General features: G+C 61.3%; 15 protein-coding genes. 5 read left to right on the top strand and 10 right to left on the bottom strand.

Annotated features, from left to right (window positions below; translation table 11 throughout):
* On the bottom strand, positions 1–5,816 hold a 5,816-nt coding region (locus VJR29_04340; GenBank protein HKY62628.1), incomplete at its 3' end, for a tetratricopeptide repeat protein.
* A gap of 52 nt (positions 5,817–5,868) precedes the next feature.
* On the bottom strand, positions 5,869–6,318 hold the full coding sequence (locus tag VJR29_04335) for a hypothetical protein (protein HKY62627.1): 450 nt from the start codon (positions 6,316–6,318) through the stop codon (positions 5,869–5,871).
* 658 nt (positions 6,319–6,976) lie between these two features.
* On the opposite strand from VJR29_04335, the gene VJR29_04330 reads away from it, so the two are divergent.
* Entirely contained in the window at positions 6,977–7,543 is a 567-nt protein-coding gene (locus VJR29_04330) for a hypothetical protein (protein HKY62626.1), read from the top strand.
* A gap of 71 nt (positions 7,544–7,614) precedes the next feature.
* Here VJR29_04330 and VJR29_04325 read toward each other — a convergent pair whose 3' ends face one another.
* Complete coding sequence (locus VJR29_04325; protein HKY62625.1) at positions 7,615–8,367, bottom strand: hypothetical protein; 753 nt, start codon at positions 8,365–8,367, stop codon at positions 7,615–7,617.
* 313 nt (positions 8,368–8,680) lie between these two features.
* Here VJR29_04325 and VJR29_04320 point away from each other — a divergent pair, with 313 nt between their 5' ends.
* From VJR29_04320 to VJR29_04305, 4 genes are all read left to right on the top strand, one after another.
* Positions 8,681–11,602 (top strand): protein kinase, encoded by a 2,922-nt coding sequence (locus VJR29_04320; protein ID HKY62624.1) that lies wholly within the window; start codon positions 8,681–8,683, stop codon positions 11,600–11,602.
* A 136-nt stretch (positions 11,603–11,738) separates the two neighbouring features.
* Positions 11,739–13,505 (top strand): sigma 54-interacting transcriptional regulator, encoded by a 1,767-nt coding sequence (locus VJR29_04315; protein HKY62623.1) that lies wholly within the window; start codon positions 11,739–11,741, stop codon positions 13,503–13,505.
* 235 nt (positions 13,506–13,740) lie between these two features.
* The gene (locus VJR29_04310; protein ID HKY62622.1) at positions 13,741–14,451 is read left to right on the top strand and encodes a hypothetical protein; all 711 of its coding nucleotides are present in this window, start codon (positions 13,741–13,743) and stop codon (positions 14,449–14,451) included.
* A gap of 125 nt (positions 14,452–14,576) precedes the next feature.
* The gene (locus VJR29_04305; protein ID HKY62621.1) at positions 14,577–15,329 is read left to right on the top strand and encodes a hypothetical protein; all 753 of its coding nucleotides are present in this window, start codon (positions 14,577–14,579) and stop codon (positions 15,327–15,329) included.
* Between the two features lie 575 nt (positions 15,330–15,904).
* On the opposite strand, the gene VJR29_04300 is transcribed toward VJR29_04305, so the two are convergent.
* From VJR29_04300 to folP, 7 genes are all read right to left on the bottom strand, one after another.
* The gene (locus VJR29_04300) at positions 15,905–17,068 is read right to left on the bottom strand and encodes a hypothetical protein (protein ID HKY62620.1); all 1,164 of its coding nucleotides are present in this window, start codon (positions 17,066–17,068) and stop codon (positions 15,905–15,907) included.
* Positions 17,069–17,288: 220 nt separating this feature from the next.
* Positions 17,289–18,182, bottom strand: a complete 894-nt coding sequence (locus tag VJR29_04295) for an RNA polymerase factor sigma-32 (protein HKY62619.1) — start codon at positions 18,180–18,182, stop codon at positions 17,289–17,291.
* On the bottom strand, positions 18,169–18,669 hold the full coding sequence (tsaE, locus tag VJR29_04290) for a tRNA (adenosine(37)-N6)-threonylcarbamoyltransferase complex ATPase subunit type 1 TsaE (protein HKY62618.1): 501 nt from the start codon (positions 18,667–18,669) through the stop codon (positions 18,169–18,171). Before tsaE ends, VJR29_04295 begins: the two co-directional genes overlap by 14 nt.
* On the bottom strand, positions 18,654–20,225 hold the full coding sequence (locus VJR29_04285) for an NAD(P)H-hydrate dehydratase (protein ID HKY62617.1): 1,572 nt from the start codon (positions 20,223–20,225) through the stop codon (positions 18,654–18,656). Before VJR29_04285 ends, tsaE begins: the two co-directional genes overlap by 16 nt.
* A complete protein-coding gene (locus VJR29_04280; GenBank protein HKY62616.1) occupies positions 20,222–20,932 on the bottom strand; it encodes a pyridoxine 5'-phosphate synthase in 711 nt (236 codons plus the stop codon). The genes VJR29_04285 and VJR29_04280 overlap by 4 nt, the downstream gene beginning before the upstream one ends.
* Before the next feature lie 3 nt (positions 20,933–20,935).
* Positions 20,936–22,297: a phosphoglucosamine mutase gene (gene glmM / locus VJR29_04275; protein HKY62615.1), complete on the bottom strand. Its 1,362-nt coding sequence runs from the start codon at positions 22,295–22,297 to the stop codon at positions 20,936–20,938.
* A gap of 153 nt (positions 22,298–22,450) precedes the next feature.
* The coding region (folP, locus tag VJR29_04270; protein ID HKY62614.1) for a dihydropteroate synthase at positions 22,451–23,031 on the bottom strand (581 nt) is incomplete at its 5' end.

Here is a 23,031-nt window from a genome sequence, read left to right as displayed (position 1 = left end):
TGGGCCGCCATCATCTGAAAATCCATCGCCAAGTTTTGGAGGAAGACCAGGCCGAGCGGCGCATTGTCCTTCTCGATGAATCCCAGATTTTGGTTGATCATGCCACCGAGGGTGAAAGCGCTGGCATTCATCAGCCGGTGGGTCGTCCAAACCGCCGCCCGGCCGCTTTGGCTGATGGCCAGTTTGCCCTGGCCCTTGAGCAGGGTCGCCTCGGCTTCGGTCGCGACCTTGAGCCAGGGAATGTGCTCGGCCCGCTTGCCGATCGCACCCATCACCTTGCCCGAGGCGTGGACCAAGCCAAAGGGCGCGATGCCGACCAGCATCTCATGCCAGAAGCGATTCCAGCCGAACTGGTTCTTGCCGGTCCGGGCGGTCTCCATCAACATGCCGCCGACGGCGAAGCCGGCATTGTCGGCCATCGCCACCGCGCCGACCTCGGCAACCTTGAAACCGCGCGGCGACCAAGCGGCGAAACGGGCCATCCAGCCGGCTCGCGCGACCGAGCGGGCAGTGAAGCCGGCCCAGGCGATCTTGGCGCCGGCGCTAAAGATTCGGCCGACGCCGAAGCTGGCGATGGTGGTCAGGGCGCTGACGAAAGCGTCGCCGTAGCGGCCCTCGACGATGGCCGGGACGATGAGGATATCCTTGACCGCTTTCCAGATGGCCGCTTTTCGCGCCGCCCATTTGGCCTCGTCGGGAATGCGGGTTTTGACCAGCTCCTTGGCCTGGGGCCCAACATGAGGATCGCTCGTCAAGAGCGAGGAGACTTGGGAGGCGAACTCGAAATCCTCGCGGTCGAGGAGCTTCTCGGCCAAGCGGAGGGTTTCGCCGGAAACCTGGGCGTCGGTCAGAGTCGGATTGGAGAGGGTCTTGATGTAGGCCATCGTATCCTGGCCCCGGCCGGTTCGATCCAAAACATCGAGGACCTGCCAATAGCCGACGTCATCGCGCAGCTTTTGGATGGCTTCCTCGAGGGTCTTGACCTCGCCGCTCTGGAGCATCCGCTGGGCCTCGCTCAGGAAGGCCTGGACCTCTTTATGGAACTCGTTAGCCTTGCCCTCGCGCTTGGTGATGTATTCCAAGTCCCGGGTATTGCCGCGACGTTTGTCGACCTCGGCCATCAGGACCGCCGAGAGAAACTCCAGCGGGAAGCCGACTCGCTTCTGGTATTCGACTTGGTCGATCTTCTGGAGCTCGGCCGCAGCCAAGCTGTTGTGCTTGATCTCGCTTAAGATCTCCTTGGCCTTGTCGAGGTTGCCGTCGACCAGCTGGATCCGCCCGCGGGCGAAGACGGCGGCCTCATGGAGGGCCTTATCGGCCTGATTCTTGCCGGGCCCCGGATCGAGGTCGCTCAGCTTTTGATATTGGGCCTTGGCCTCTTTCTCCATGCCCGAGTTCTCGTAGATTTGGCCCAGTGAAAGGTAGCCGGAGGCGCGGACCGATGGCTCCTGCTTCTCGATGTGCTCCTTCACCGGAGCCAAGGCCTGCTCCACTCGCGCGTCGAGGCCGAGTTGGCCGAAGATGGAGGCCGCTTCGACCGCAGATTCGAGTCGGACATTCAGGGGCGCTTCGGGGTCCTTCGAGCTTTCGATTTTCTCGTGGGCTTCATAGGAAGCTTTGGAGAATTGGTTCAACACGGTGGGGGTGAAATTCGACAAGAGCTCGTAATTGCCCTCGTTCATGGCCTGGGTATAGACCGTTTTGAAGTCGTCGCGGATCCCTTGTTGGATGTTGGTCTCGCCGTCGGTCAGCGGCCGAAACTTGCCGGCCTTGATCAAGTACTGCTCCACGTTGAATTGCTGCATCTGGTAGCTGTAGCTGTACTGACTCTCGATCTTCTTGATCTCATCCAAGTCGGCTTGGGTGATGTGGGCGCCGCGAATCTCCTTCGGCTCCTGCGAACGGTCGAGGTAATAGCCGAGAATCCCGCTCTCGATATGGGACGGAAGGCCCAGGGCTCGCACTCGCTCGATGGCCCAAGCGTCCTCGGCATCCAATTTGGGATGGAAGGCGAAAGCGTGGTCGTCGATGATCTTCTCGCCCAGCTTGGCGATAGCGTCGACCTGCCCCTTGAGCGTCTCCGGCTTGATGGCCGGATTCTCGCCTTCGGTGAACATTTTCTTGTAGAGCGCGGCCGAGGAAGAGAGCTGCTTGAGCATCTCAAAGCGGACTTCCGGTTTCAGATCGGGCGAATACTCCAAGGCCAATCGAAAGACCTCGAGGTCCTTGACCAGTCTTTTTCCGTAAGTCTCCCGAGCCTCCTTGTTGGACATGTCGATGGTGCCCACCAAGGCCAGGCGGGCTTGAATCAGCTGCGAAGCCTGGTTGACCGTGGATTCCCGCTCGTCCTTGGAATAGATCGTCAGCGCCGAATCCACCGAGTAGATCTTGCCCGAGTCGCTCGCCATCCCTTCGACCCGAGTTTCCAGCGAGTATTGGCGGTCATCCAATTCCTCTTTCAGCTTCTTGTCGATCTCCCGAACGTTTTCCTGGTCCCGGTCTTTCTCGTAGAAGCTTCGGGCCGCGATCAAGCCCGGGATGTAACTGCCGTAATCCCGTCCGACCAGACGATGGGCGCTGGATCGAGCCTCGCCGAGGAGCAGCTCCTCGTAGGTTCTCGGCAATTTCCCGGGTTCGCTATATTCGGCCTGTGCGTCGACATCCTCCTTGCTCTCGCCAACCAGTCTAATATTGGTGCCCTGCAGGGCCTCGGCCATCGCCGACTTCAGCTCGAGGTTCTGGATTTCGCGCGCGATCTCATTCTCTTCGCGCGGGCCGTAATTTTGCCATCCATCGATGTAACGTAGGGTCTCTTCGACTTTGGCCGAATTACCCAGTTCGGCGTAGGCCCGCAGGGCCTCGAGGGCGAGCGCGGTGGCCGCGCCATAATCCTCGCCGGTGGCGAAAGCCTTCTTCATGAGCTCGCCGGCTTGCTGATTTTTGGTCAAAAAATCCTTGATGCCGTCGGCGCTGAGATATTTGGCAAGGCGGAAATCCTGAGTTTCGGCGCCCACAACCAAGGCCAAGGTCAAGTCGTTAAAGGCCTTCTCATCCCAGGATAGGCCTTGGCTCTTGGCATAGGACTCGGCCAAGGCGTTGAAGGAAATCGATTTGTCGTAGGTAGCGTCCTCGCCTTTGCCGCTGCGTCCGAAGCGGATATCGAACATCTTGTCGGAGATTTCGGAGTCGCTGGGCAAGGCCGGGCCATCGTAAGTTTTCTCATCGGCCACCAATACTTGATGATAGCCGGCCAGGATTTGGCCATATTGGTCGAGGCGGAATCGAGTGTCGAGGACGTCGCTGGGCAGAGCGTCCATCAGGGCCTTCCATTGATTCAAAGTGTTACTGAGGCCGTTGAGGTGCCCCAGCTCCATATTGATCTTGGAAGCGACCTCGGCGTCGGCGATCTGCTCCAGGCTGGCCCTTTCGCCGGGTTTCAAGGTCAGGTTGGGCAGGAGCTCGTTCCGAACTTCCCGCATCTGCTCTTCGACCGCCTTCAGCTCGACCTCGGCTTTGGCCTTGAGCCTCTGGTAATCCAGCGAATTGACGAAGGCATTGTGCTCCCGCGCGCGCTGGGCCTGCTCTTGCCGAGCTTCGAGCTGGGCATCGAGCTTTCGGTAACCGGGTGCGGCGGCATCGACGAACTGGTCCTTCAACGCGCCGGCGATGTCGAGGAGCTGGTCAGGCGTGGGTTGGCCGTTTTGCCAATCTTTTACCAGCTCGGCGACTTTCACCGGATCGAGCTTCTTGTCCTTGACCACCGGCTGACCTTCGAACTTCAGCAGGGCCTGGCCCTCGACCCATTGTTTCCGGTACTTCAAAAATTCCCGGACCAATTTCAAATCCTCGAACTGGTCGCTCCGGCTCATTTCCGGGAAATTGCGGAGCTCCTCGACCATCCCCTCCAGCTTGGCTCGGCTGGCCTCGACCTCTTTCTTGGCGTCGGGGCTGGTCTCGTGGGCGAAGCGCTTGAAGTTATCCAGCTCCTTGCGGAAATCGGTCCGAACCTGCTCGCGGTAGCGCTCGACGAAGCGGTAGTACTCCTCCGGCATCGGAACCCCGCGAAGGCTGGGGCTGGTCGAAGTCTTGAGGTCCTTGGGGACCAAGGTCGGCGCCTGATTCAAGGTGGAAGTCGCCAGGTAGTCGACCAAGGCGGCTTTGCCGTTGCCGAGCTTGTCGTTGGCCCGAGCCCGCAGAAGAAGCGCTTGCTCGTCCTTGGGATTTTTTTGGAGGGCCTCGTTGCTGGCCTCGAGCGCCTGCTGAAAACCCTGAACGCCATGGGCCGGCCCCTCCTTCAGCACATGAACGGCGCCGGCCGCCAGGTCGAGGCTGGCCTTCAAGCGAAGAATCCGGCCGGCCTCGTCGGCCGGCAGCGCGGCCCGGCCCTTGTAAGGCTCCTCGAGCAAGCCCCAAACTTGGCGAACGATCTCCTCGGCCTTCTTGAAATCCTTGATCTCGGCGAATTGGCGGGCCTTGTCGATCTTGGCCGCCAGCATCGTCTCGGCCTCGGCTCGAGGCAGGACCTTGTAAGCCTCTTCCCAGCGATCTTGGCTCAGGTAGAGCTGGCCGAGCGCCTTGCGATCCGCGGCATTGGCCGGATCCATTTTCACCAGCCACTTGTAAGCTTGGATGGCCGAGCTGGGATCTTTCTCGCCGGTGAGGGTTTCCGCGTAGGCCCTCAGCTTGGCCGTCGAGGTCGGGTCGAAGTGAGCGGCGGCGGCCAGATGCTTTCCCTTGGCCTTGTCGCCGGTCGCGGCCTCGGCTTGGCGCTGGTGGTAGAGCGAAAGTTTTTGCGAAAAGCTTAAGCGGGCGAAAGCCTCCTGGTCGGCGGCATCGCGGAACTTCATCTTCGGAAGCGCCAAGCCGCATTCCTTGAGCGCGGCCTGGACCCGAGGGTCCTCGCCGTTCTTGTCGACGAAGGCCAAAACTTGCGAGGCGTTGAGCTCGCGGGCCCCCTTTCCCTCGACCGGCGTCCCGGCCATCAAGCCGCCGGGAATGCCTTGGGCTCGAAGGGCGGCGTGGAGCTTGGCCACCTCGGGATTGGTCTTTTCGTCGAAGGTCGGCTTGAAAGCTCCGCCCATCTCCTCGACCAACAGGGCTTTCTCGCGATATTTCTGGGCGGCAGCCGCATCGCTTTGGCCGCGGGCCGCTCCTTCGTAGAGCGCTTTGGCGTCATCGAAGCGCCGCGCCTCGACCAATTGGGTCGCCGCGAAATCGAGGGCCTTGCTGTTCTTGAGCGAGGGGTCCTTCACCGAATGCAGCCAGACGATCAAATTGGGGACGTCCTTGGCCTCGGCGAAGCGGATCGCCAAGCCGGCTTCCTCGCGGGCGGCCTTGATGTCTCCGCCGCGGTATAAAAGATCGGCCAAGGCGCGATGGGCCGAGGCATTCTTGGAATCGAGGCCCAGCGCCAGGCGGTAAGCGGTCTGGGCTTGCTCGAGGTGATCCTTGGCGACGAGGGACTTCTTCTCCTCCTTGGCCCGCTTCTCGAAATCCTTGCCCCGCTCCACCAGATGTTTGGCGCCGGTTTTGGGATCGCCGGCCAGAATCGCCTTGGCCTCGTCGTCGGAGAAACCGAGGGCCCGAAAGCTCTTCTGGAGGACGGCGATCTGCTTCTGAATCTTGGGCGAAAATTTTTCGAAATGGCCGAAGACGAACTCGACGACTTGGCGGCCGTCGACGGTCCCTTCCGGCCCCTTCGGCGTCGGTCGGGTCGGAAGCTTGGAGTCCTCCGCCCACTTCCAGAGGGTGCTCTGGATGCCTCGATCTTTTTCAACAAGTCCGTTACCCATCGACCACCAGTCTTTTTTACGCATTATTTCCCAATTTCCTTGAAAACCGAAGTAAAGACCTCGTTTTTCGCTTGAATTAAGCGGTTTGGAGCTGGGCGCGGAGCTTGTCCTGGAACAGGCGGCCCATTTGGCGAAGCTGCTGGGCCTTCATCCACAGGGCCCGGGAAGCCTGGTTATCGGTCAGCTCGGCTTCCTTAGCCTGCTTCTCGACGGTTTCGGCCTGCTGGATGGCGCTCTTGCTGGCCTTGACGAAGAGGGTCAGCTCGAGCTTCTTGACCTGAACCTTGGCTTCGAGGAGCTTCATCGGATCTTCAAAGGCCTGCTGGGCGAGAACATCGACCTGACCCACCTTGGCGGTCCAAGCCTGAAGGTCACCGGCTTCGGCGATCTTCTCCAAAGCCTTCACTTCGCGGTGGAACTTGTGAACCGGGGTCTCGACGCGGGGGGCCTGGGCCAGGGCGGCAAAGAAGGGGTTCATTCCGGGCTTGCTGAATTCGGCTTGGATGGTGGGGTTAATCATTTGCATTTCTTTCGTCCTCCTGCCTTTCTATATTCCAATGTTTGTGCCAAGCGGAGGAGTCTCGGAAATAGATTATAACTATATGATTTTATTTATATAAATATAGATAGCCGAATTTAGGCCGGGGCGATCGAATATGTCTAGTATGTGTTAATACGTGAAATATTAATAATAAATTAATTATTTCATATTGTTACTCCCAAAACCCCACCCAGCGTTTAATTGTGCAATTAAAGACATAACAACCATATATAGGCCGAGAGAGATCCGCCTTTGAATTTTTGGTGTCCGAGCGAATCTTCCATGGCGCCAAAGCACCAAGTCCCTCTCAGCCCCTTACTGTGTAACTGTTACAAGACTATGATTTTAGACATCTTGGTTGATAAGATTTAACGACATGAAATAATTAATAAATATTTATAGATGTAATAATTTATGCACTTCGCACAAATTCGCCCTTGCCCCATGCCACGGCCGCATTAAACAAATTAATGAGTAAAAACAATAAACTAGAGATTATTTCGCCTGCGGCCCTCGTTTGGCACCTCGCTTGTAATAGAGTTTTCCCGACAATCATTGCCCACTTTCCTCATCCTCGGGCCGCGGCTCCCTAGGCCGCGGCCCACTTGAGGAGGAAAGAAAGGGCCAATTCATGGGGGTATTTATGGGTTTCCTTGGAAAAATTTTCGGAGATTCGGATCTGGGATGCGCGGTCGGGGTGGCGATTTCGCCGATTGGCGCCCTCGCTTCGGGCGAATGCAACGACACGATCGAGAAGGCCGTGGACAAAGTCGAAACCTACGTCGACGACCTTCGAGGCTCTGAAGAGGACGTTTTCCAAAAATACGTTCAGCCCCTCTTCGAAGCCTTGCTGGCGCCGGTCCCCTTCTACGGTCTGGGGCGCTTCGCCACTCCGCAAGTCCACCGCGCCTTGGGCCTCACGCCCGAAGCCAGCGCCGAGCTACGCCACCGGATTTCTTCGGCGGAGAAGATGATTCTTCTCGGAACCGCCCCCCTGCTTTTTCCGACGCCCCTCTTCCCGGTGGCGGTGGGCCTGGAGCGCTTCGGCTATCCGATCTGCCCGGTCCTGCGGCCTTCGATCAGCGCCGAGGACCTCGGAAATTTCATGGTCGACGTCGCCATGTCCTCGGCCCTTCTCGGAGTCGGCGCGGTCGGCGCCCGAAGCTTGGCCAAGAAAGCCGCGGCGACCGCGGCCCCAAAGCAGGACTAATCAGAATTTAGGTAGGAGCAGAGGTGGTGGTTGCGAAAGCGACCCCACCTTTTTTTGTCATCCTCATCGACTCATTCACTAGCTGCCGCAACTCGGCCGAACTCTTCGGCTCCAACGGCCAAAGCGAGGCCCAATCCGTAGCTTGCCGAGCCTGAGAGCAAGGCGCCAAGGCCGGATTTGAAAGTGCCGCTCCAAGCGACCGCTTCGCCTTCCTCGCAGATCGCCTGATCCAGGTCTTCATCGAAGTAGTCGATCTCGCCGCCATCGCAGACCTCGTCCTCCTCCTCTTCGCTTCCGAAGACAAAGGGAAGCGCCGGCGGCGGCGGAGGCGGGGCCCCTTGCAAGGTTTCGTCGGGCAAGCAGATCGGCCAGAAGACATTGCCGGCGCCTTCGCCGTGCAACGGCCTTAGCTCCTGCATTCCCTTGACCATGGTCAGGAAATCGCGGCGGCTGCGGACCGGATAAACGATCAAGTTGGGCGAGACCCGGGAAGAGATGCAGCGGTGAGTCGGCACCAGAAACTCAACCAGGCCGAGCTCCATCAGGCTTTGCACATCGGAATACTCGATGCGGCCGCTCGCGGCGACGTCGGACCAGGAAAAAATCTGACCATGGCGACCATGAACCTGAATTTTCATCCCCTCGGCATAGCTGGCCTTGCCCCAAACCCGGGCGCGAAACTTTTCAAAGCCCTCGCCGCCTTGGCCGGCTCGGCGAAATTGGATTTGCTGATGTTGGAGCCAAGCCTCCTCATACTCCGCGAGGCAAAGCGATTCTCGACACTGTTGGGTTTGGGGCCGAAGCCGGAAAATTTTTCCGGTCATATAATTTCTCCTATTAGCCCTCTCCCCTTGCGGGAGAGGGTGCCCCGAAGGGGCGGGAGAGGGGTGGCGTTAAGACAAGGCTTGCTTCGCCCCACCCCCTCTCCCGCCTCCGGCTTCGCCGGAGGCACCCTCCCCCACAAGGGGGGAGGGATGCAAAGCGCGGGCCCAGGGGAGCCGCCTAAAACCCTAGAATTTCAACCTCTTATCTGTCCATTTCGTCCAATTTTACCTAATGTAGAAAAAATCCTTTAATTTCAGTTAAATATAAAAGATTCTTTAGCCAGTATTTGTTATTTTTTCGCAAAATCACACTATGGCGGCGACTCGTCGTAAAAAGCTGCAGGGCCCTTGGGCCGAACGCTACGAAATTCTCCAGCCGCTGGGCCGCGGCGGAGCCGGCGACGTCTATCTGGCCAAAGATTCCCGGCGCGGCGGCAAGCCGATCGCGCTGAAGCTGCTCGACCGCAAGCGGCTGCGCGATTCAGCCGTCGCCGATTCGCTGCGCAATGAATTTTCCTCTCTCACCCGGCTGAGCCACCCTCACCTCGCCAAAGTCTGGGATTTCGGCGCCAGCGCCGAGGAGATGTACCTCTCGACCGAATACATCGAGGGCCAGGATCTGCTCGCCGCCTGCCGCAGCGCCGATCTGAACACCGTCTTCCGCCGGATCGTCGAGCTCTTGCGCGGCCTCGACTACCTGCACCGGCGCGGCGTCCTCCACCTCGACCTCAAGCCCGCGAACATCCTCGTCGCCCATCCCAAGGAAGGGCAAAGCGGGGTGAAGCTGATCGACTTCGGCTTGGCTCAATGGACCCTGAAAAATCCGGCCGGCTCCGCCGAGTTCTCGGGCAGCCCGCCCTACTCCGCGCCGGAGCTGCTGCTGGGCGGAGCGCCGACGCCGGCCAGCGACCTCTACGCGATCGGGATGATCTTCTATCGGCTCTTCTCGGCCGGCCTCCCCTTCAAGAGCGAGGACCCCTTGCAGCAGATGCAAGAGCAGCTCTACGGAAGTCTAGCGGAGCCACGGCAATTGAATCCGGCCCTGCCCGAAGCCTTCGCCGGCCTGATGCATCGCTTGATCGAGCGCGAGCCCGCCAAGCGGCCCGCTTCCACCGCCGAGCTTTTGTCGGAGCTCAATTCGATCCTGGGCGAGAACTTCAGCCTGCGCCCGGCGGTGGCGCCGGCCCAAATCTTGGCCGAGTCCGATCGCCTCTTCTTTCCGGAGATCTTGGAAAGCTTGGTCGAAGCCGCCGGCCGACCCGGCTCGAAGACTCTTTTGCTCGGCTCGACCGGCAGCGGAAAGAGCCGCTTGCTTCGGCACCTGAAGGAAAAGCTGCAATTGGCCGGCGGCCAGCCGGCCTTCTTCGATAGCGCCGCGGCGCTCGCCGGAAAGAGCGGAAAAGGAAATTCGACCGAGCCGATCCTGCTGGACCTGGCGGAGCCCTGTCCGGCGGTGGAAACCTCGAGCCCCTTGCTTGTCGCGCTCGGCGAAGAGCCGGCAAGCTGGCCGGGCTTTCAAACCCTTCGCCTTCCGCCGCTCGACGCGGCCCGATTGCGAAATTTTCTTTCCGGCGAAATCCGCGACTTTCCGGAGGCGATGGTCGAAACCCTGGCCGCCGAAGGCGCCACCAGCCCCCGAGCCCTCGAAGAGCTGCTTCAAGAATTGCGCGAGCGCCACGCCCTGATCTGGACCGAGGATGGATGGCGCTGGAATGAGCTTCATTCGGGCGAAGGCTTCCATGATTTGACCGGGAGCTCTCGGCGGCGCTGGGAAGAGCGCTGGGCTCGCGTGCAAAATCTGCTGGCCTTTTTCCCCGGCGGATTGAGCGCCGATTCCCTGGCCGGAATGATGGGGCTGGAGCCGGGCACCCTTGAGCCGCGCCTCGAAGGCTGGAAGGCCGAAGGCCGCTTGCGCGCGGCTGCCGAAGGCCCGGTGCCGCTCTACTTCGCCAAGGAAAATCGCCCGATCGACCAGGCCTCGGCCGAAGGTTGGGAGGCGATGAGCGGCGAACTGGAAGCCCTTTATCGAAAGGGCGATTTCGAGGCCGGGAGCCGGATCGCCTCGGCCGTTGGCGAGAAAAATCCCTCGGCCGAATGGCGAATTCTCGGCGCCCGCCATCTCGCGGCGGCCGGCCGCAGCGTCGAAGCCTTGAGCCTCCTGCCGAATGAAGCCGAGGCTCCGCCGCCGCTCCGCGGCCTCTTCCACGAAATCCGGGCCCGCTCGCTGGCCAGCCTGGGGCGGCTTGACGAAGGGAGTGCCGCGCTGGAAGAAGCCGACCGAGCCTACCGAAGCGCCGGCGACTCCAGCGGCCTTTCGCGGATTTTCAACCAACGCGGCTGGTATCAAAAAAAGCGCGGCGATCCCGAGGGGGCGCTGGGCCTCTATGCCCAAGCGGCCGAGCTGGCCGAGACCGCGAGGGACGACTACGCCCAGGGCTTGGCGCTGCTCAATATCGGTGGCACCCATCTCGACCGCGGCGAATTGGAAGACGCGCTCGAGCTTTACCGCCAAGCCCAACCCTTGGCCGAGCGCTCGGGCCATCCCCTGCTCCGCCTCAAGCTGGCCAACGGCTTGACCAACCTCTACTACACGCTGGGACGGGCAGCCGAGGCCCAGGCCTCCTCCTTCGAAATGCTGCGGGCGGCGATTGAAGGATCTTTTCCCGAGGAGCAGGCGGCGGCGCTCAACTTTCTTTCGCTCCTGGCCGGCCAGCGCGGCGAAACCGAGGCTCAAGGCCAATATCTCGACCAAGCCATCAGGCTCCTCGAGAACCGGCCCGGCTCCGGCCTCCGGCCCCAACTTTATTTCAACCGCGGCTACCTCCATTGGGACGGCGGCCGTCACACCGCGGCCCAGCTCGACGCCGAAGCCGCCCTCAAGGCGGCCCAGGAAAGCTCCAACAGCTTCATCGCCGCCTGGGCCGGCCTGCTGATCGCCAAGGTCCTGCGCGACCGGCCCAAGCCGGATCTTGCCGCCGCCCAAGAACGTCTCGAGCGCGCCGCGGCCGAAATGCGAAGGCTCGAGCTCGGCCATTTGCTCTGGGAAGCCGAATTCGATCTCGGTCTGCTGGCCAAGCGCCGGGAGGACCGGCCGACGGCCCGCCGCCACTTTGAAGCCGCGCGCGAAGCGCTCCGCGGCCTGCTCGAGGAAATCCCGGAATCGCGGCGCCAAAGCTATCTTCGAGACCGCAAGCTCGAAAAGATCGAGGAAGAATTGAAACTTTTCCCCCTTTGAAAAAGGGGGATTAAGGGGGATTTAAAGCGGTGGAAAGAAGGATCGCGCTTGAAATGGCACAAGGCGTCTTTGCAACGGCTTTAAATCCCCCCTGCCCCCCTTTTTCAAAGGGGGGAAATGCGACAGGAGAAATATCATGACTCTCACCACGACCACCCTGGACCTCGCCGCTTACGAGAAGATCTTCGAGATCTCCAAGCGCATCCTGGCTCAAATGAATTTGGATCGGCTCCTCGACTTGATCCTCGACGAGGCCATCCAGCTGTCCGGCGCCGAGCGCGGCTTCGTCGTCCTGCTCAAGGAAGAAGGCCTCGAGGTCCAATCGGCCCGCAACATGGACAAGGAAAGCCTCAAGAAGGCCCGCGAGAAAGTCTCGACCTCGATCATCCGGGAAGTCACCCAAAGCCGGGCGCCGGTCCTGACCTTGGACGCCGGCGAGGACGCCAAGCTGAAGGGGGCCGAGAGCGTGCACCGGATGAAGCTCCGCTCGATCCTGGCGGTGCCGCTCAACAGCGGCGACTCGGTCCAAGGCGTCATCTATCTCGACAATCGCTTCGCTTCCGGCGTCTTTCAGGAGAGTCATGCCAAGGTCGTCGCGGTCTTCGCCGACCAGGCCTCGCTGGCCCTCACCCACGCCCGGCTGCTCGACGAAAACCGCCAGCGCCAAAAAGAGCTCGAGACCAATCAAAAGCTGATCTTGCGCCTCAACAAGGCGCTGGAGGAGCGGGTCGCCGACCAGGAGCAGGAGCTCGAAAAAGTCCGGCTCCAGCTCGAATCGCAGGAGATCGACGCGCCCCGCTCCGACAAATATCACGAGATCATCGGCGAATCGCATGCGATGAAGGAAGTCCTCAAGACCCTCGACCGAATCATCGATTCCGACGTCACGGTCTACATCCACGGCGAGTCCGGAACCGGCAAGGAGCTGATCGCCCGGGCCCTCCATTTCAACGGCCCGCGCAAGCTTCGAACCTACATCTCGACCAACTGCGCCTCTTACTCCGAGACCTTGCTCGAGTCGGAGCTCTTCGGCCACGTCCGCGGCGCCTTCACCGGCGCCGAGCGCGACAAGAAGGGAATGTTCGAGTACGCCGACGGCGGCACCGTCTTCCTCGACGAGGTCGCCGACATGAGCGTCGGCATGCAAGCCAAGCTGCTCCGGGTCCTGCAAGAAGGCGAGATCCGCCCGCTTGGCTCCAACAAGACGGTGAAGGTGAACGTCCGCATCCTTTCGGCCACCAACAAGGATTTGGGCGAGCTGGTCAAGCAGGGCAAGTTCCGCAAGGATCTCTTCTACCGGCTGAACGTCGTCCGGCTCAACCTTCCGGCCCTGCGCGAGCGCCGCGAGGACATCCCGGCCCTGGTCGACTACTTCATGAAGAAGAACAAGATGGGAATTCCGCCCAACTTCCTCTCGATCGAGCCGGCGGCGGTCAAGGCCCTGATGACCTACGAATGGCCCGGCAACATCCGGGAGCTGGAAAATGAGATCAACCGGGCCCTGGTCATGGGCAAAGGCGAGATCACCAAGGACCTCCTCTCCGACGCCGTCCGGGAAAAGTACGAGTTCGACGAGGAAATGATGCGGGACTTGAACCTCGATCGCCAGGTTTCGAGCTTCGAAAAGCGAATCATCGACCGGGCTCTCCAGGAGGCCCAGGGCAATAAGGTGAAGGCGGCCAAGCTGCTCGGCATCTCCCGCTTCACCCTCCATCAAAAGATTCGGAATCTGGAGATCGAGCCGCCAAAGCGCCGAGTCAGCCCCGAGGAGGTCGCCCGGGTTCTGAAAGAATGTAAGGGAAACAAGGCCTTAGCGGCCCGAAAGCTGGGAATCCAACGCCAGACGCTCTATCACAAGCTGGATCGTTTCGGTTCCAAGGCGGAGGAAAAGGTCGAATCCTAGCGTCATCCTGAGCGGGTTACCTGTCATCCCGAGCGTAGCGAGGGATCCCTGCGGAGGTTCTTGACGCCAAAAGCCTCCGCAAGGATCCTTCGTTCCCCAGCCTGTTCGACTGGGGCCCCCGCTCCTCTGGATGACAACCTCAGAAAAAAGCTAAATTTTCCGCAATTTCCGACTAAAATGGGCCGATAAGGGCCTTAACCGAGGGCACCCCTCGATAGGACGGGGGTGGGGGCCAATGGCAAATCTTCGAATTTCAATTTCTTCCTTCTTACAATGGACCGCGCTGGCTTTGTTGGCGGCCTGTTCCGGGATGACTCCGGGCGGGGCTCCTTCCGACGTCGGAGGCGGGCCGGTGACTATCGGCAATAGCCTGGACGGCGGCGGCAGCGACGTCGCCGGCGGCGGCGACCTTCCGACCGGCGGGGCCGGCGGCGGGCAAGCCGGCCCCAGCACCCAACAGAGCAACGACAATATCGGCGGCGGCTGCGTCCGCAGCTTCCATGTGAAGTTGAAAGTCCTGCATAACGGCTCCGAAGAAGCTTGCACCGTCGCGACCACCCTGATGTTCGGTGGCGGAGACGTCATTGCCAATAACGGCGGCGGCGTCTACGCGCCGGTCGACGAGGAGGCCGACGGTCCGCCCAAGGTGACGGTGTCGCCCGCCGGCGCCATGCCTGCCACCCAAAGCTTGAGCTGCGTGGAAGGCCGCTGGCAAACCACCGATCCTTTCTTCTTCCGGGCGGTTTGCACGGCCGGCCATGACGTCACGGCCAACGCCAATTGGCGCCACAACGGCCAAACTTATCTCAGCAATACTTACAGCGGCGCCCCCACCAAGGAGCCCGGCGACTACACGCCGATTCCGCTGGAATTGACCATCGACTTGGGGAACGACAGCCACCTCTATCAATACGATTCCGAAAACTCGGTCAATGCCGTCTACTGAGGGTTCGGCAAAGCCTTGAAGGTCCAGACGATCCCATCCCCATTGAGATCACCGTCGATCTAGGCTCGGATTCCTTCAACGCCGATCTTCCCCAGGGCTCGGCAAATAGTCTATACTGAGCCGGGATGCCCACGGCCCTTTCCAAACTTTTTACCCTTTCAGCTTCGGCCTTTTTGGCCGGTGCCGTGGCCTGCACCGGGATGAGCCCCGGCGGCGGCGGAGCTTCGCCGGCCGAAGTGGCCCAGGGCGGTGGCGGCGCACCGGTGGCCATCGGCAATAGCTTGGATTCGGCCGGCCCCAATGGCCCCGGGCCCAATCTCGGTGGCGATACTGGCGGCGGCCAGGCCCAACCCAGCACTCAACAGAGCAGCGAGGGAATCGGGGCTCCCTGCGTCATCAATTTCCAAGTGAGCGTCAAAACGACCCGCAGCGGCGTCCCCGAGGCCTGCAGCAACGCGGTGGCGCGAATCAACCTCGACAACATCACCGTCAACGACGGCGAGATGGCGCCGCCCGATTTGCCGCCCACCGGTCCGACGGTCACGATGAAATTCCTTTTCACCGCCGAGGACAATCCCTTCAACGTCACCGAGAGCAAGACCACTCAGTGCATCGGCGGCGTCTGGCAAACCGAGAACTTCTTATTCCGTTACCCAGGGAAAGCTTTGGATTGCTCGGGTTTCCATCAGGTCACCGCCCAAGCCGCTTGGCTGAAGGACGGGCAGAGCTTGAGCAGCAGCACCTTCCAAGGACCGCCCCTGCCCGAGGCCGACGAGAATTTCATCGTTCCGCTCGAAGTGACGCTGGAGCTGAACGGCTCCGGCACCACATCCACTCACAGCATTGACGTGAATCCGAACACCGTTCTCAGCCAATAAAAAAAGCGGAGCCCGGAGGCACGTACCGATATAGGACAAGGGGCTCGGCGTGCCCCCGGGAGGCCGCTTGAATGCTCCCGGGTCGTCTACTGAGAATTTTAAAAGCATGATTCGTGCCAGCGCCGCCTTCGGGACACTTCAATTACTTTAGTAATTTCAATAAGATACATCTTAAATTTTGGAGCCGCCGAGCGGCTCGGTGTCCACTCAGTTGAAAATAGCAACGGTCCGCTAAGTGCTTGAAAAATAAGTCGGAGAAATCGCAAACCCGAGCGTCCAAAAATGAAAAAAGACCCGGAGTCGTGCGATTCCCCCCTTTGAAAAAGGGGGGTTAGGGGGGATTTGAAGCGGTCGCGTGAATACCAATGCTCGTTCAGACACCTGCCACGTCCTTAAATCCCCCCTGGTGTTAGCCTTCGCAAATTCTGCGAATTTGCTGCGCGGTCCGGCAAAGCCGGACCTTGCGTACTTTTTTCAAAGGGAGGTAAGAAAAAAGACCCGGAGACGCACGCCATATAGGACAAGGGGCTGGCGGCGACTCCGGGTCGAAGGGCTTGCGGGGCTAAAGCCCCTGGCTACTCGGGCAGCGGCTCGGCTTCGATCTGCTCCAGAGCCTCGTCGATCCGCGAGCTACGAAGACGATCGGCGGTGGCGCTGGGCCGGCCGTAGTACTTGTACTTGAGCGGGTTATCGAGATGCTCGGTCGAGTTGACGTCCTCCTGGGTCGCGGCCTGAGCCATCAATTCGCGAATCTCCGAGGGGATAAGCGCCAAAAACTGGTCGAGCTTGTTCTCGTCGCTGCCGGCCAAATCCATGAAGATGGTGCCGATCAACTGGGGGATGAAGTTATTGCCTTCGTTCTTGTGGTTGTCGCGCTTGTCCTGGAGATAGTTTTTGACGCTGCCCCACTCGCCGCTGCGCAGGGCCTCGGTGAGCTTGGTCGCCAATTCCATCGTCTGCTCCTTGTGCCAGCCTTCGCTGGGGATCTTGGAAGGCAGGGTTTCGAGATCCCGGCTCAGCTCTGCGACCTTGATCTCGCGGGTGATTTCCTGGTTGAGCTCGTTCAGTTTCTCGCGGATTTCCTCGAGGTCGGCGCCCTCTTCCCGAAGATCGCCTTGGAGCCCTTCGAGCTTCGACTGGAAGCCGGATTTCTTCTCCGAATCGAGCTTCGATTTCCCAACCTTGTCGAGCAGGCTTTCGACCGAGGCGCCCAGCGCCTGGGCCTTCTCCTGATGGTTGGCGGTGGCCTCGGCCACGGCATCGGCGATCGTCCACTTCAGCTCGTCGATCGAGCCGAGCAGCTCGTCAAAACTCACGTCGGACTTGCGGGCCTGCTCGCCGAGGTCGGAAATCCGATCCTCGAAATCCTCGATCGCCTCTTCCGGAAGCACTTGGCTCTCGGGCTTCTTCAATTCCTCCTTGATCTCTTGGAGCAGAGCCAGCGGATCGGCCTGGGGCGCGGTTTCCTCCCCCACCAAGCCATCGAGCTCCTCGATCATGGCGTCTTGGGGAACGGCATCGCCGGCGGCTTGAGTCCCGCCTTCGAGAGCGGCCAGGTCGTTGGGCCCGTAACCGACTTGGGCATAACTGGCTTGATCGCTGAAATAATCGAATTCACCGCCGACGCTGCTCTCATAGTCCAGAGTCGTCGGATCGTAGCGGGGACCTTGGGGCCTTTGGGGTTGAACCAGCGGGGCGACGCCGTATTGGGAAAGATAATATTCGTTCGACAGCTTCATTCCTTCCGTCCTCCTGCCGGGAAAGATTTGCAGAAGCCGTGCCGCTCGCTCCAGGCGGCCCGGAAGGCCAAATACTCCAGGAATCACTGAAGCTTGAAGCCCACGCGCTTGAGGTCGGTCGAGAGCCTCTGGCTGGGTGAAATGACAATGAGTCTCTTAACTTATTGTTTTTATGAGGGATGTATTTCCCGTATGTTTTGCTGAAAAAATTGACAGTCGATCAGAGGTGGTCCTCGACCTTGACGCCTTCCTTCTGGAAGAAGGCCTTCAGCTTCTCTTTGAGCCGCTCCTCGATCTGCCGGGCCCGTTCTCGGCTGATCCCGTATTCGTCGGCGATGGCCTGCAAGGTCAAGGGCATCTCGGCGAGGAGGCGCTCGTGAAAGATCTTGGCCTCGCGGGGCTTGAGCTCCTTGGCGAACTCCTTGAACTTGTCTTCGAGCACGTCTTGGAAAGCCGCTTGATCCAAGGTCTCCTCGATCGGCGGAGCTTCCGACTCCAAAAGGTCGATGTGGCGTTTGTCCTCGCCGTCGCGGACCGGCGCGTCGAGCGAAAGATCGCCGTGACCGAGGCGGGCTTGCATCTCTTCCACTTCCTCGGGTTTGACGTCCATCGCCGCCGCCAGCTCCTTGACGCCGGCCTTGAAGCCCTGCCGCTCCAGCCGCTCCTTCTCCTTCATCAGATTGAAAAAGATCCGGCGCTGGGCCTGGGTGGTGCCGATCTTGATGAGGCGAAAATTATCCAAGATGTGCTTGAGGATGAAGGAGCGAATCCACCAGCTGGCGTAGTGCCCGAGCCGGGCGCCCTTGTCGGGATCGAAGCTCTTCACCGCCCGTAGCAATCCCAGATTGCCCTCCTGCACCAAATCCAGAAGATTGTGGTAGGCGGTGCGGTATTCCGACGCGATCTTCACCACCAGCCGAAGGTGAGAGGTGACCAGTTGGCGGGCGGCGTCGCGGTCGCCGGTCTCGCGAAAGCGCAGAGCCAGCTCCCGCTCCTCCTTCGGCGTGAGAAAAGGATAGCGGCTGACCTCTTGAACATAGCGTTTGAGCGGGTCGACCGGTTCGAGGGCTCTTTGCTGGGGCAAAACGGGAAGCTTGGATTTATAGGCGCTCATGGACATTTCCCTTCGCAAGGAGCTCGATGCGTCGGCCCTTTTTTCCCTCCTTACTGAAGAGGAGGCGGAATTGGCAATCTTCGAATATTTTCGGCAATCGCTCGGGCCATTCGACCAAAGCCACCGCGTTCGGGGCGAGAATCTCGTCCCAAGCCAAGTCCTCGGCTTCGGCCGGATGGTTCATGCGGTAGAGGTCGACGTGATAGACCTTGAGCGGACCGGGATACTCCTCGACCAAAGTGAAAGTCGGCGAGGGTATCTCGTCGGGCGGAACCCCGGTCAAGGCGGCGATCACACCCTTGGCGAAGCAAGTCTTGCCGGCGCCCAAATCGCCTTCGAGGGCGACATGGCCGCCGCCGCGCAGCCGCTCGGCGAAGCGGGCGGCCAGCTCCTGGGTGACGCGCTCCGAGGGCGAATGCCAAACTTGAATCGCGGAGCCCCCCCCTTTGAAAAAGGGGGGCTGGGGGGGATTTAAAGATCGCCGCAAAAGTTAGGCCCCCCTTTCGAGTGCGAAGCTTGGGTCAAATCCCGTCTATTCCCCTTTTGCAAAGGGGGGCGGGAGAGCAAGTCCTTGATGAGTGCCGGCCAGAGCTCGGTCAAGTCCGAAGCCAAAGTCCCGCGGTCACCTTTGGTCTGAGCCAGCCGATCTCCGGCCTGGCCGTGGAGGAAGACTCCGACCACGGCGGCCGCCGCCGGCTTCAGGCCTTGGGCGATCAAGCCGGCGATCAGTCCGGTCAAGACGTCACCGGCCCCGCCGGTGGCGAGGTTGGGACCGCCGCTGGAGTTCACGTAAAGCCGGCCCTCGGGCGTGGCGATCAGGCTGCGATAACCTTTCAAGACCAAGAGGCAGCGCCGGCGCCGGGCGAATTCACGGGCGCGACGCCAGGGATCCTCGGCTATTTCGGCGAGCGGGATGCCGGCGAGCCGCGACATCTCCTTCCAATGAGGCGTCAGGACGTCGCGCGGGCGAAGCGATTTCATCGCGCTTGGAATTTCGGCCAGAAGGTTGAGGGCGTCGGCATCGAAGACCGTCGGCGGCCGGCGGCAGCCGAGCCAGGATCGCAGGAAGGCGCCGGCCGCGGCTCCCCTGCCCCATCCCGGTCCGACGGCGACGGCATCGGCGGCGGCAAGCTTGGCGCCCAAAGCCGAAAAATTCTCGAAGGGAAAGAGCATGACCTCGGCATAGCGTAGATCGATGCGGCGGTGGGCGTCCTCGGGCAAGGCCCAGGTCACGAGGCCGGCGCCGGCCCGCAAGGCGCTGCGGGCGCAGAGATAGCCGGCCCCGGGCATGGTTTTGGAGCCGGCCAGCACCCAAACCTTCCCGCTTCGGCCTTTGTTGGAGCCGAGGGAGCGCGGCTTGAGAAAAGTCGCGGCGAATTTCTCGTCGACCCACTCGGCATCCGTTTTCATCCGCCGCAATTCGGCGGCGCTGAGCCCGATCGGGGCGACTTCGAGCCGGCCGACGTGGTCCCAAGCCGGCGGCAAGACTTGGCCGCGCTTCGGCGTCTCGAAGGTCACCGTCAAGTCGGCCCGGAAAGCTTCGCCCAAGGCCTCGCCGCTGTCGGCCGAGACGCCGCTCGGCATGTCGACCGCCAATTTGAAGGCTTTGGCCCGGTTCATCGCCTTAAGACTTTTGGCGATGGCGCCGGCGACCGGCCGTTTCAAGCCGATGCCGAAGATCGCGTCGACCACGGCATCGGCAACGTGGAGCGCGGCCGGGAGCCGGGCCGGCGGCTGCAAAAAAGGCCGGGCCTTCTCGTAATAGCCGCGGGCTTCGGGCGAATATTTTTCGGGGCCGCCGTGACAATAGACCTGCACCGAATGGCCGCGGCCGGCCAGCTCGCCGGCCATCGCCAAACCGTCGCCGCCGTTATTGCCCGGCCCGGCGACTATGACGATCTTGCTCTTGGGCTGGAGGCGGCGATGCAAGGCTTCGGCACAGGCCCGGGCGGCCCGGGCCATGAGCGCCGCCGCCGAGATGCCGTGCTTCCGGATCGAGAGGCGGTCGAGCTGGGCCGCTTGATCGCCGTTCAGGATCTTCATGCGACCAACGCCCTCATCTCGCGGACGGCCCGGTCCCAGCCCACCAAAACGGCGTGAGCGACGATGCTATGGCCGATGTTGTATTCCTCGATCTCGGCGATGCGCCGGACCGGCAGGATGTTTTGGTAATTCAAGCCGTGGCCGGCGGCGACGAAGAAGCCCAATTCCTTGGCCAAGCGCGCGGCCTTGGCCAGGCGCTCCAGCTCCGGACCGCGCCGGCCTTCGGGCAGCTCGCAATAGCTCCCGGTGTGCAGCTCCACCGAATCGGCTCCCAGCTCCCGGCTCTTCCGGATCTGAGCGTCCTCGGGATCGATGAAGAGAGAGACGTAAAGGCCGGCGGCTTTGAGCCGGGCGACCAGCGGTCCGATGGCAGCGCTTTGGCCGACGACGTCGAGGCCGCCCTCGGTGGTCAGTTCTTCCCGCCGCTCCGGCACCAGGGTGATCTTGGCCGGCCGGTGCTGCAAGGCATAGACTTCCATCTCGGTGGTGGCCGCCATCTCGAGGTTGACCGGGATTTCCACCGTCTTCAGCAGGCGCGGCAAGTCGGCGTCGACGATATGCCGCCGGTCCTCGCGCAGATGGCAGGTGATTTGGTCGGCGCCGGCGTCCTGGGCCATCTGGGCGGCGACGATCGGATCGGGATAAGTCGTGCGCCGGGCTTGGCGCAAAGTGGCGACGTGGTCGATGTTGACACCGAGCAGTGGCATGGCTCAGGCCGCTCCCAGGGCCTTCACCGCCTCGGTCTTGAGGCTTTGAGCGTAGTCCTCGATCTTCTTCAAATCCTCGCCCTCGAGCATGATGCGGAGCAAGGGCTCGGTGCCGCTATAACGCAGGAGGATCCGGCCCTTCGCGCCCAGCGATCTCTCGATGTCCTTCTGCAGCTTGCAGAGCTCGGCGACTTGAGAGAGCTCCTTGCGCTCCTTGACCTTCACGTTGAGCAGGACTTGGGGAAAAACTTCCATGCAGCTGGCCAGCTCCGAAAGCGGCTTGGCCTTGCGCCTCATCGCCGATAGGACCTGAAGCGCCGCCAGGATCCCGTCGCCGGTGGTGCTGTAGTGGCTGAAGATAAGGTGGCCGGACTGCTCGCCGCCGAAGACGAAGCCCTCCCGCCGCATCGAATCGATGACGTAGCGGTCGCCGACTTGAACCCGGCGAAGCTGGAGGCCCTTGCCCTGCATGGCCAGCTCCAAGCCCAAGTTGCTCATCACCGTGACGACGGCGGTCTGCTTGGCGAGCAGGCCGCGCTCGCTCAAATCCAGCGCGCAAAGGGCGATCACCCGGTCGCCATGGACGATCTGGCCCTGCTCGTCGACCAGGACCAGCCGGTCGGCATCGCCGTCGAGGGCCACGCCGAGCTGGGCTCCCTCCCGTTTCACCGCTTCGCTCAAACCTTGGGGATGAAGCGCGCCGCAACCCTCGTTGATATTGAGGCCGTTCGGCGAGACGCCCAGGGCCACCACCTCGGCGCCGAGCTCTTCGAAAACCGTCGGGGCCACCTTGTAAGCCGCGCCGTTGGCGCAGTCGACGACGATCTTGAAACCTTCGAGGTTCAATTCCTTGGGAAAGGTGCTCTTGAGGTATTCGATGTAGCGGCCGGCGGCGTCATCGACCCGGTAAGCCCGCCCGACCTCGGCATGGGTCGGTCCGTCCTTCAGCGCGTCGCTCGAGAGCAGGCCCTCGATCTTGGCCTCCAGATCGTCGGGCAGCTTGTAGCCGTCATGATCGAAAAATTTGATGCCGTTGTCGTAATAGGGATTGTGGCTGGCGCTGATCATCACGCCGGCGGCGGCCCGCATCGCCTGGGTGATGAAAGCGATGCCGGGCGTCGGCAAGGGGCCGAGAAAGATCGCCTCGCCGCCCATCGAGCAGATGCCGGAGCTCAGGGCGTTCTCGATCATGTAGCCCGAGAGCCGGGTATCCTTGCCGATGACGATGCGGTTTTTGCCGCCTTGGCCCAGATAAACCCGGGCCAAGGCCCGGCCCAAGCTCAAGGAAGTCTCGGGATCCAAGGGAGCCTTGTTGGCCAAGCCCCGAACGCCGTCGGTGCCGAAAATATGCCGTTGGGATGCCATAGCCTTTTTAAGCTATAAAACTTGGTCGCGAAAATGAAGATATAAAATACCCCCCTTTGAAAAAGGGGGGAAAGGGGGGATTTGGCGGCGCCTGCGGCAGGAGCAGCCTCTGTTATTTTGCGAAAGCTTTTAAATCCCCCCTTCCCCCCTTTTTCAAAGGGGGGTGGGAAGTTTTTGCAAAATCTGTAAGACCGCCCGCGTCGCGGCCACGTCGTGGACCCGAAGGATTCGGGCCCCGCGCTGCGCGGCCAAGCCGGCGGCGGCCGCGCTGGCCGCGGTCAAGGCTTCAGGCGATTCGCCGACGCATTCCCGGATCATCCGTTTCCGAGAAAGCCCGACCAAGAGGGGGCGGCCAAGATCCTGAAGCTCCGTCAGCCGCGAAAGCAGCTCCCAATTTTGAGCCGGGGTCTTGGCGAAGCCGAAGCCCGGGTCGAGCACGATCCGGTCCTCGGCGATGCCGGCGCTCCGCGCCCGCTCCAAGCCGGCGCCGAGCTCGCGCCGCAGCTCCCCGAGCAGATCTCCGTAAACCGCCGAGTCCATCATCGTCGCGGGCTGGCCGCGGCTGTGCATCAGGACATAGCCGCTTCCGGCTTCGGCCACCGCCGCCAGCAAAGCGGGATCGGAAGCGTTGGAGACGTCGTTAATGACTTCAACGCCTAGACCGAGAGCCTTTCGCGCCACCGCGCCATGGCGGGTGTCGACCGAGATCGGCAGGCTGAAATCTCCACCCAAGG

This window comes from bacterium (genome assembly GCA_035281585.1).
Lineage (GTDB): Bacteria > UBA10199 > UBA10199 > DSSB01 > DSSB01 > DATEDP01.
This window is presented reverse-complemented; position numbering and strand designations above follow the sequence as displayed.

What these genes read in the sequence shown, in the direction of transcription:
- VJR29_04335 (HKY62627.1), bottom strand. Translation starts at nt 6,318, where the DNA reads ATGCAAATGATTAACCCCACCATCCAAGCCGAATTCAGCAAGCCCGGA.
- VJR29_04330 (HKY62626.1), top strand. Translation starts at nt 6,977, where the DNA reads ATGGGTTTCCTTGGAAAAATTTTCGGAGATTCGGATCTGGGATGCGCG.
- VJR29_04325 (HKY62625.1), bottom strand. Translation starts at nt 8,367, where the DNA reads ATGACCGGAAAAATTTTCCGGCTTCGGCCCCAAACCCAACAGTGTCGA.
- VJR29_04320 (HKY62624.1), top strand. Translation starts at nt 8,681, where the DNA reads ATGGCGGCGACTCGTCGTAAAAAGCTGCAGGGCCCTTGGGCCGAACGC.
- VJR29_04315 (HKY62623.1), top strand. Translation starts at nt 11,739, where the DNA reads ATGACTCTCACCACGACCACCCTGGACCTCGCCGCTTACGAGAAGATC.
- VJR29_04310 (HKY62622.1), top strand. Translation starts at nt 13,741, where the DNA reads ATGGCAAATCTTCGAATTTCAATTTCTTCCTTCTTACAATGGACCGCG.
- VJR29_04305 (HKY62621.1), top strand. Translation starts at nt 14,577, where the DNA reads ATGCCCACGGCCCTTTCCAAACTTTTTACCCTTTCAGCTTCGGCCTTT.
- VJR29_04300 (HKY62620.1), bottom strand. Translation starts at nt 17,068, where the DNA reads ATGAAGCTGTCGAACGAATATTATCTTTCCCAATACGGCGTCGCCCCG.
- VJR29_04295 (HKY62619.1), bottom strand. Translation starts at nt 18,182, where the DNA reads ATGAGCGCCTATAAATCCAAGCTTCCCGTTTTGCCCCAGCAAAGAGCC.
- VJR29_04285 (HKY62617.1), bottom strand. Translation starts at nt 20,225, where the DNA reads ATGAAGATCCTGAACGGCGATCAAGCGGCCCAGCTCGACCGCCTCTCG.
- VJR29_04280 (HKY62616.1), bottom strand. Translation starts at nt 20,932, where the DNA reads ATGCCACTGCTCGGTGTCAACATCGACCACGTCGCCACTTTGCGCCAA.
- glmM (HKY62615.1), bottom strand. Translation starts at nt 22,297, where the DNA reads ATGGCATCCCAACGGCATATTTTCGGCACCGACGGCGTTCGGGGCTTG.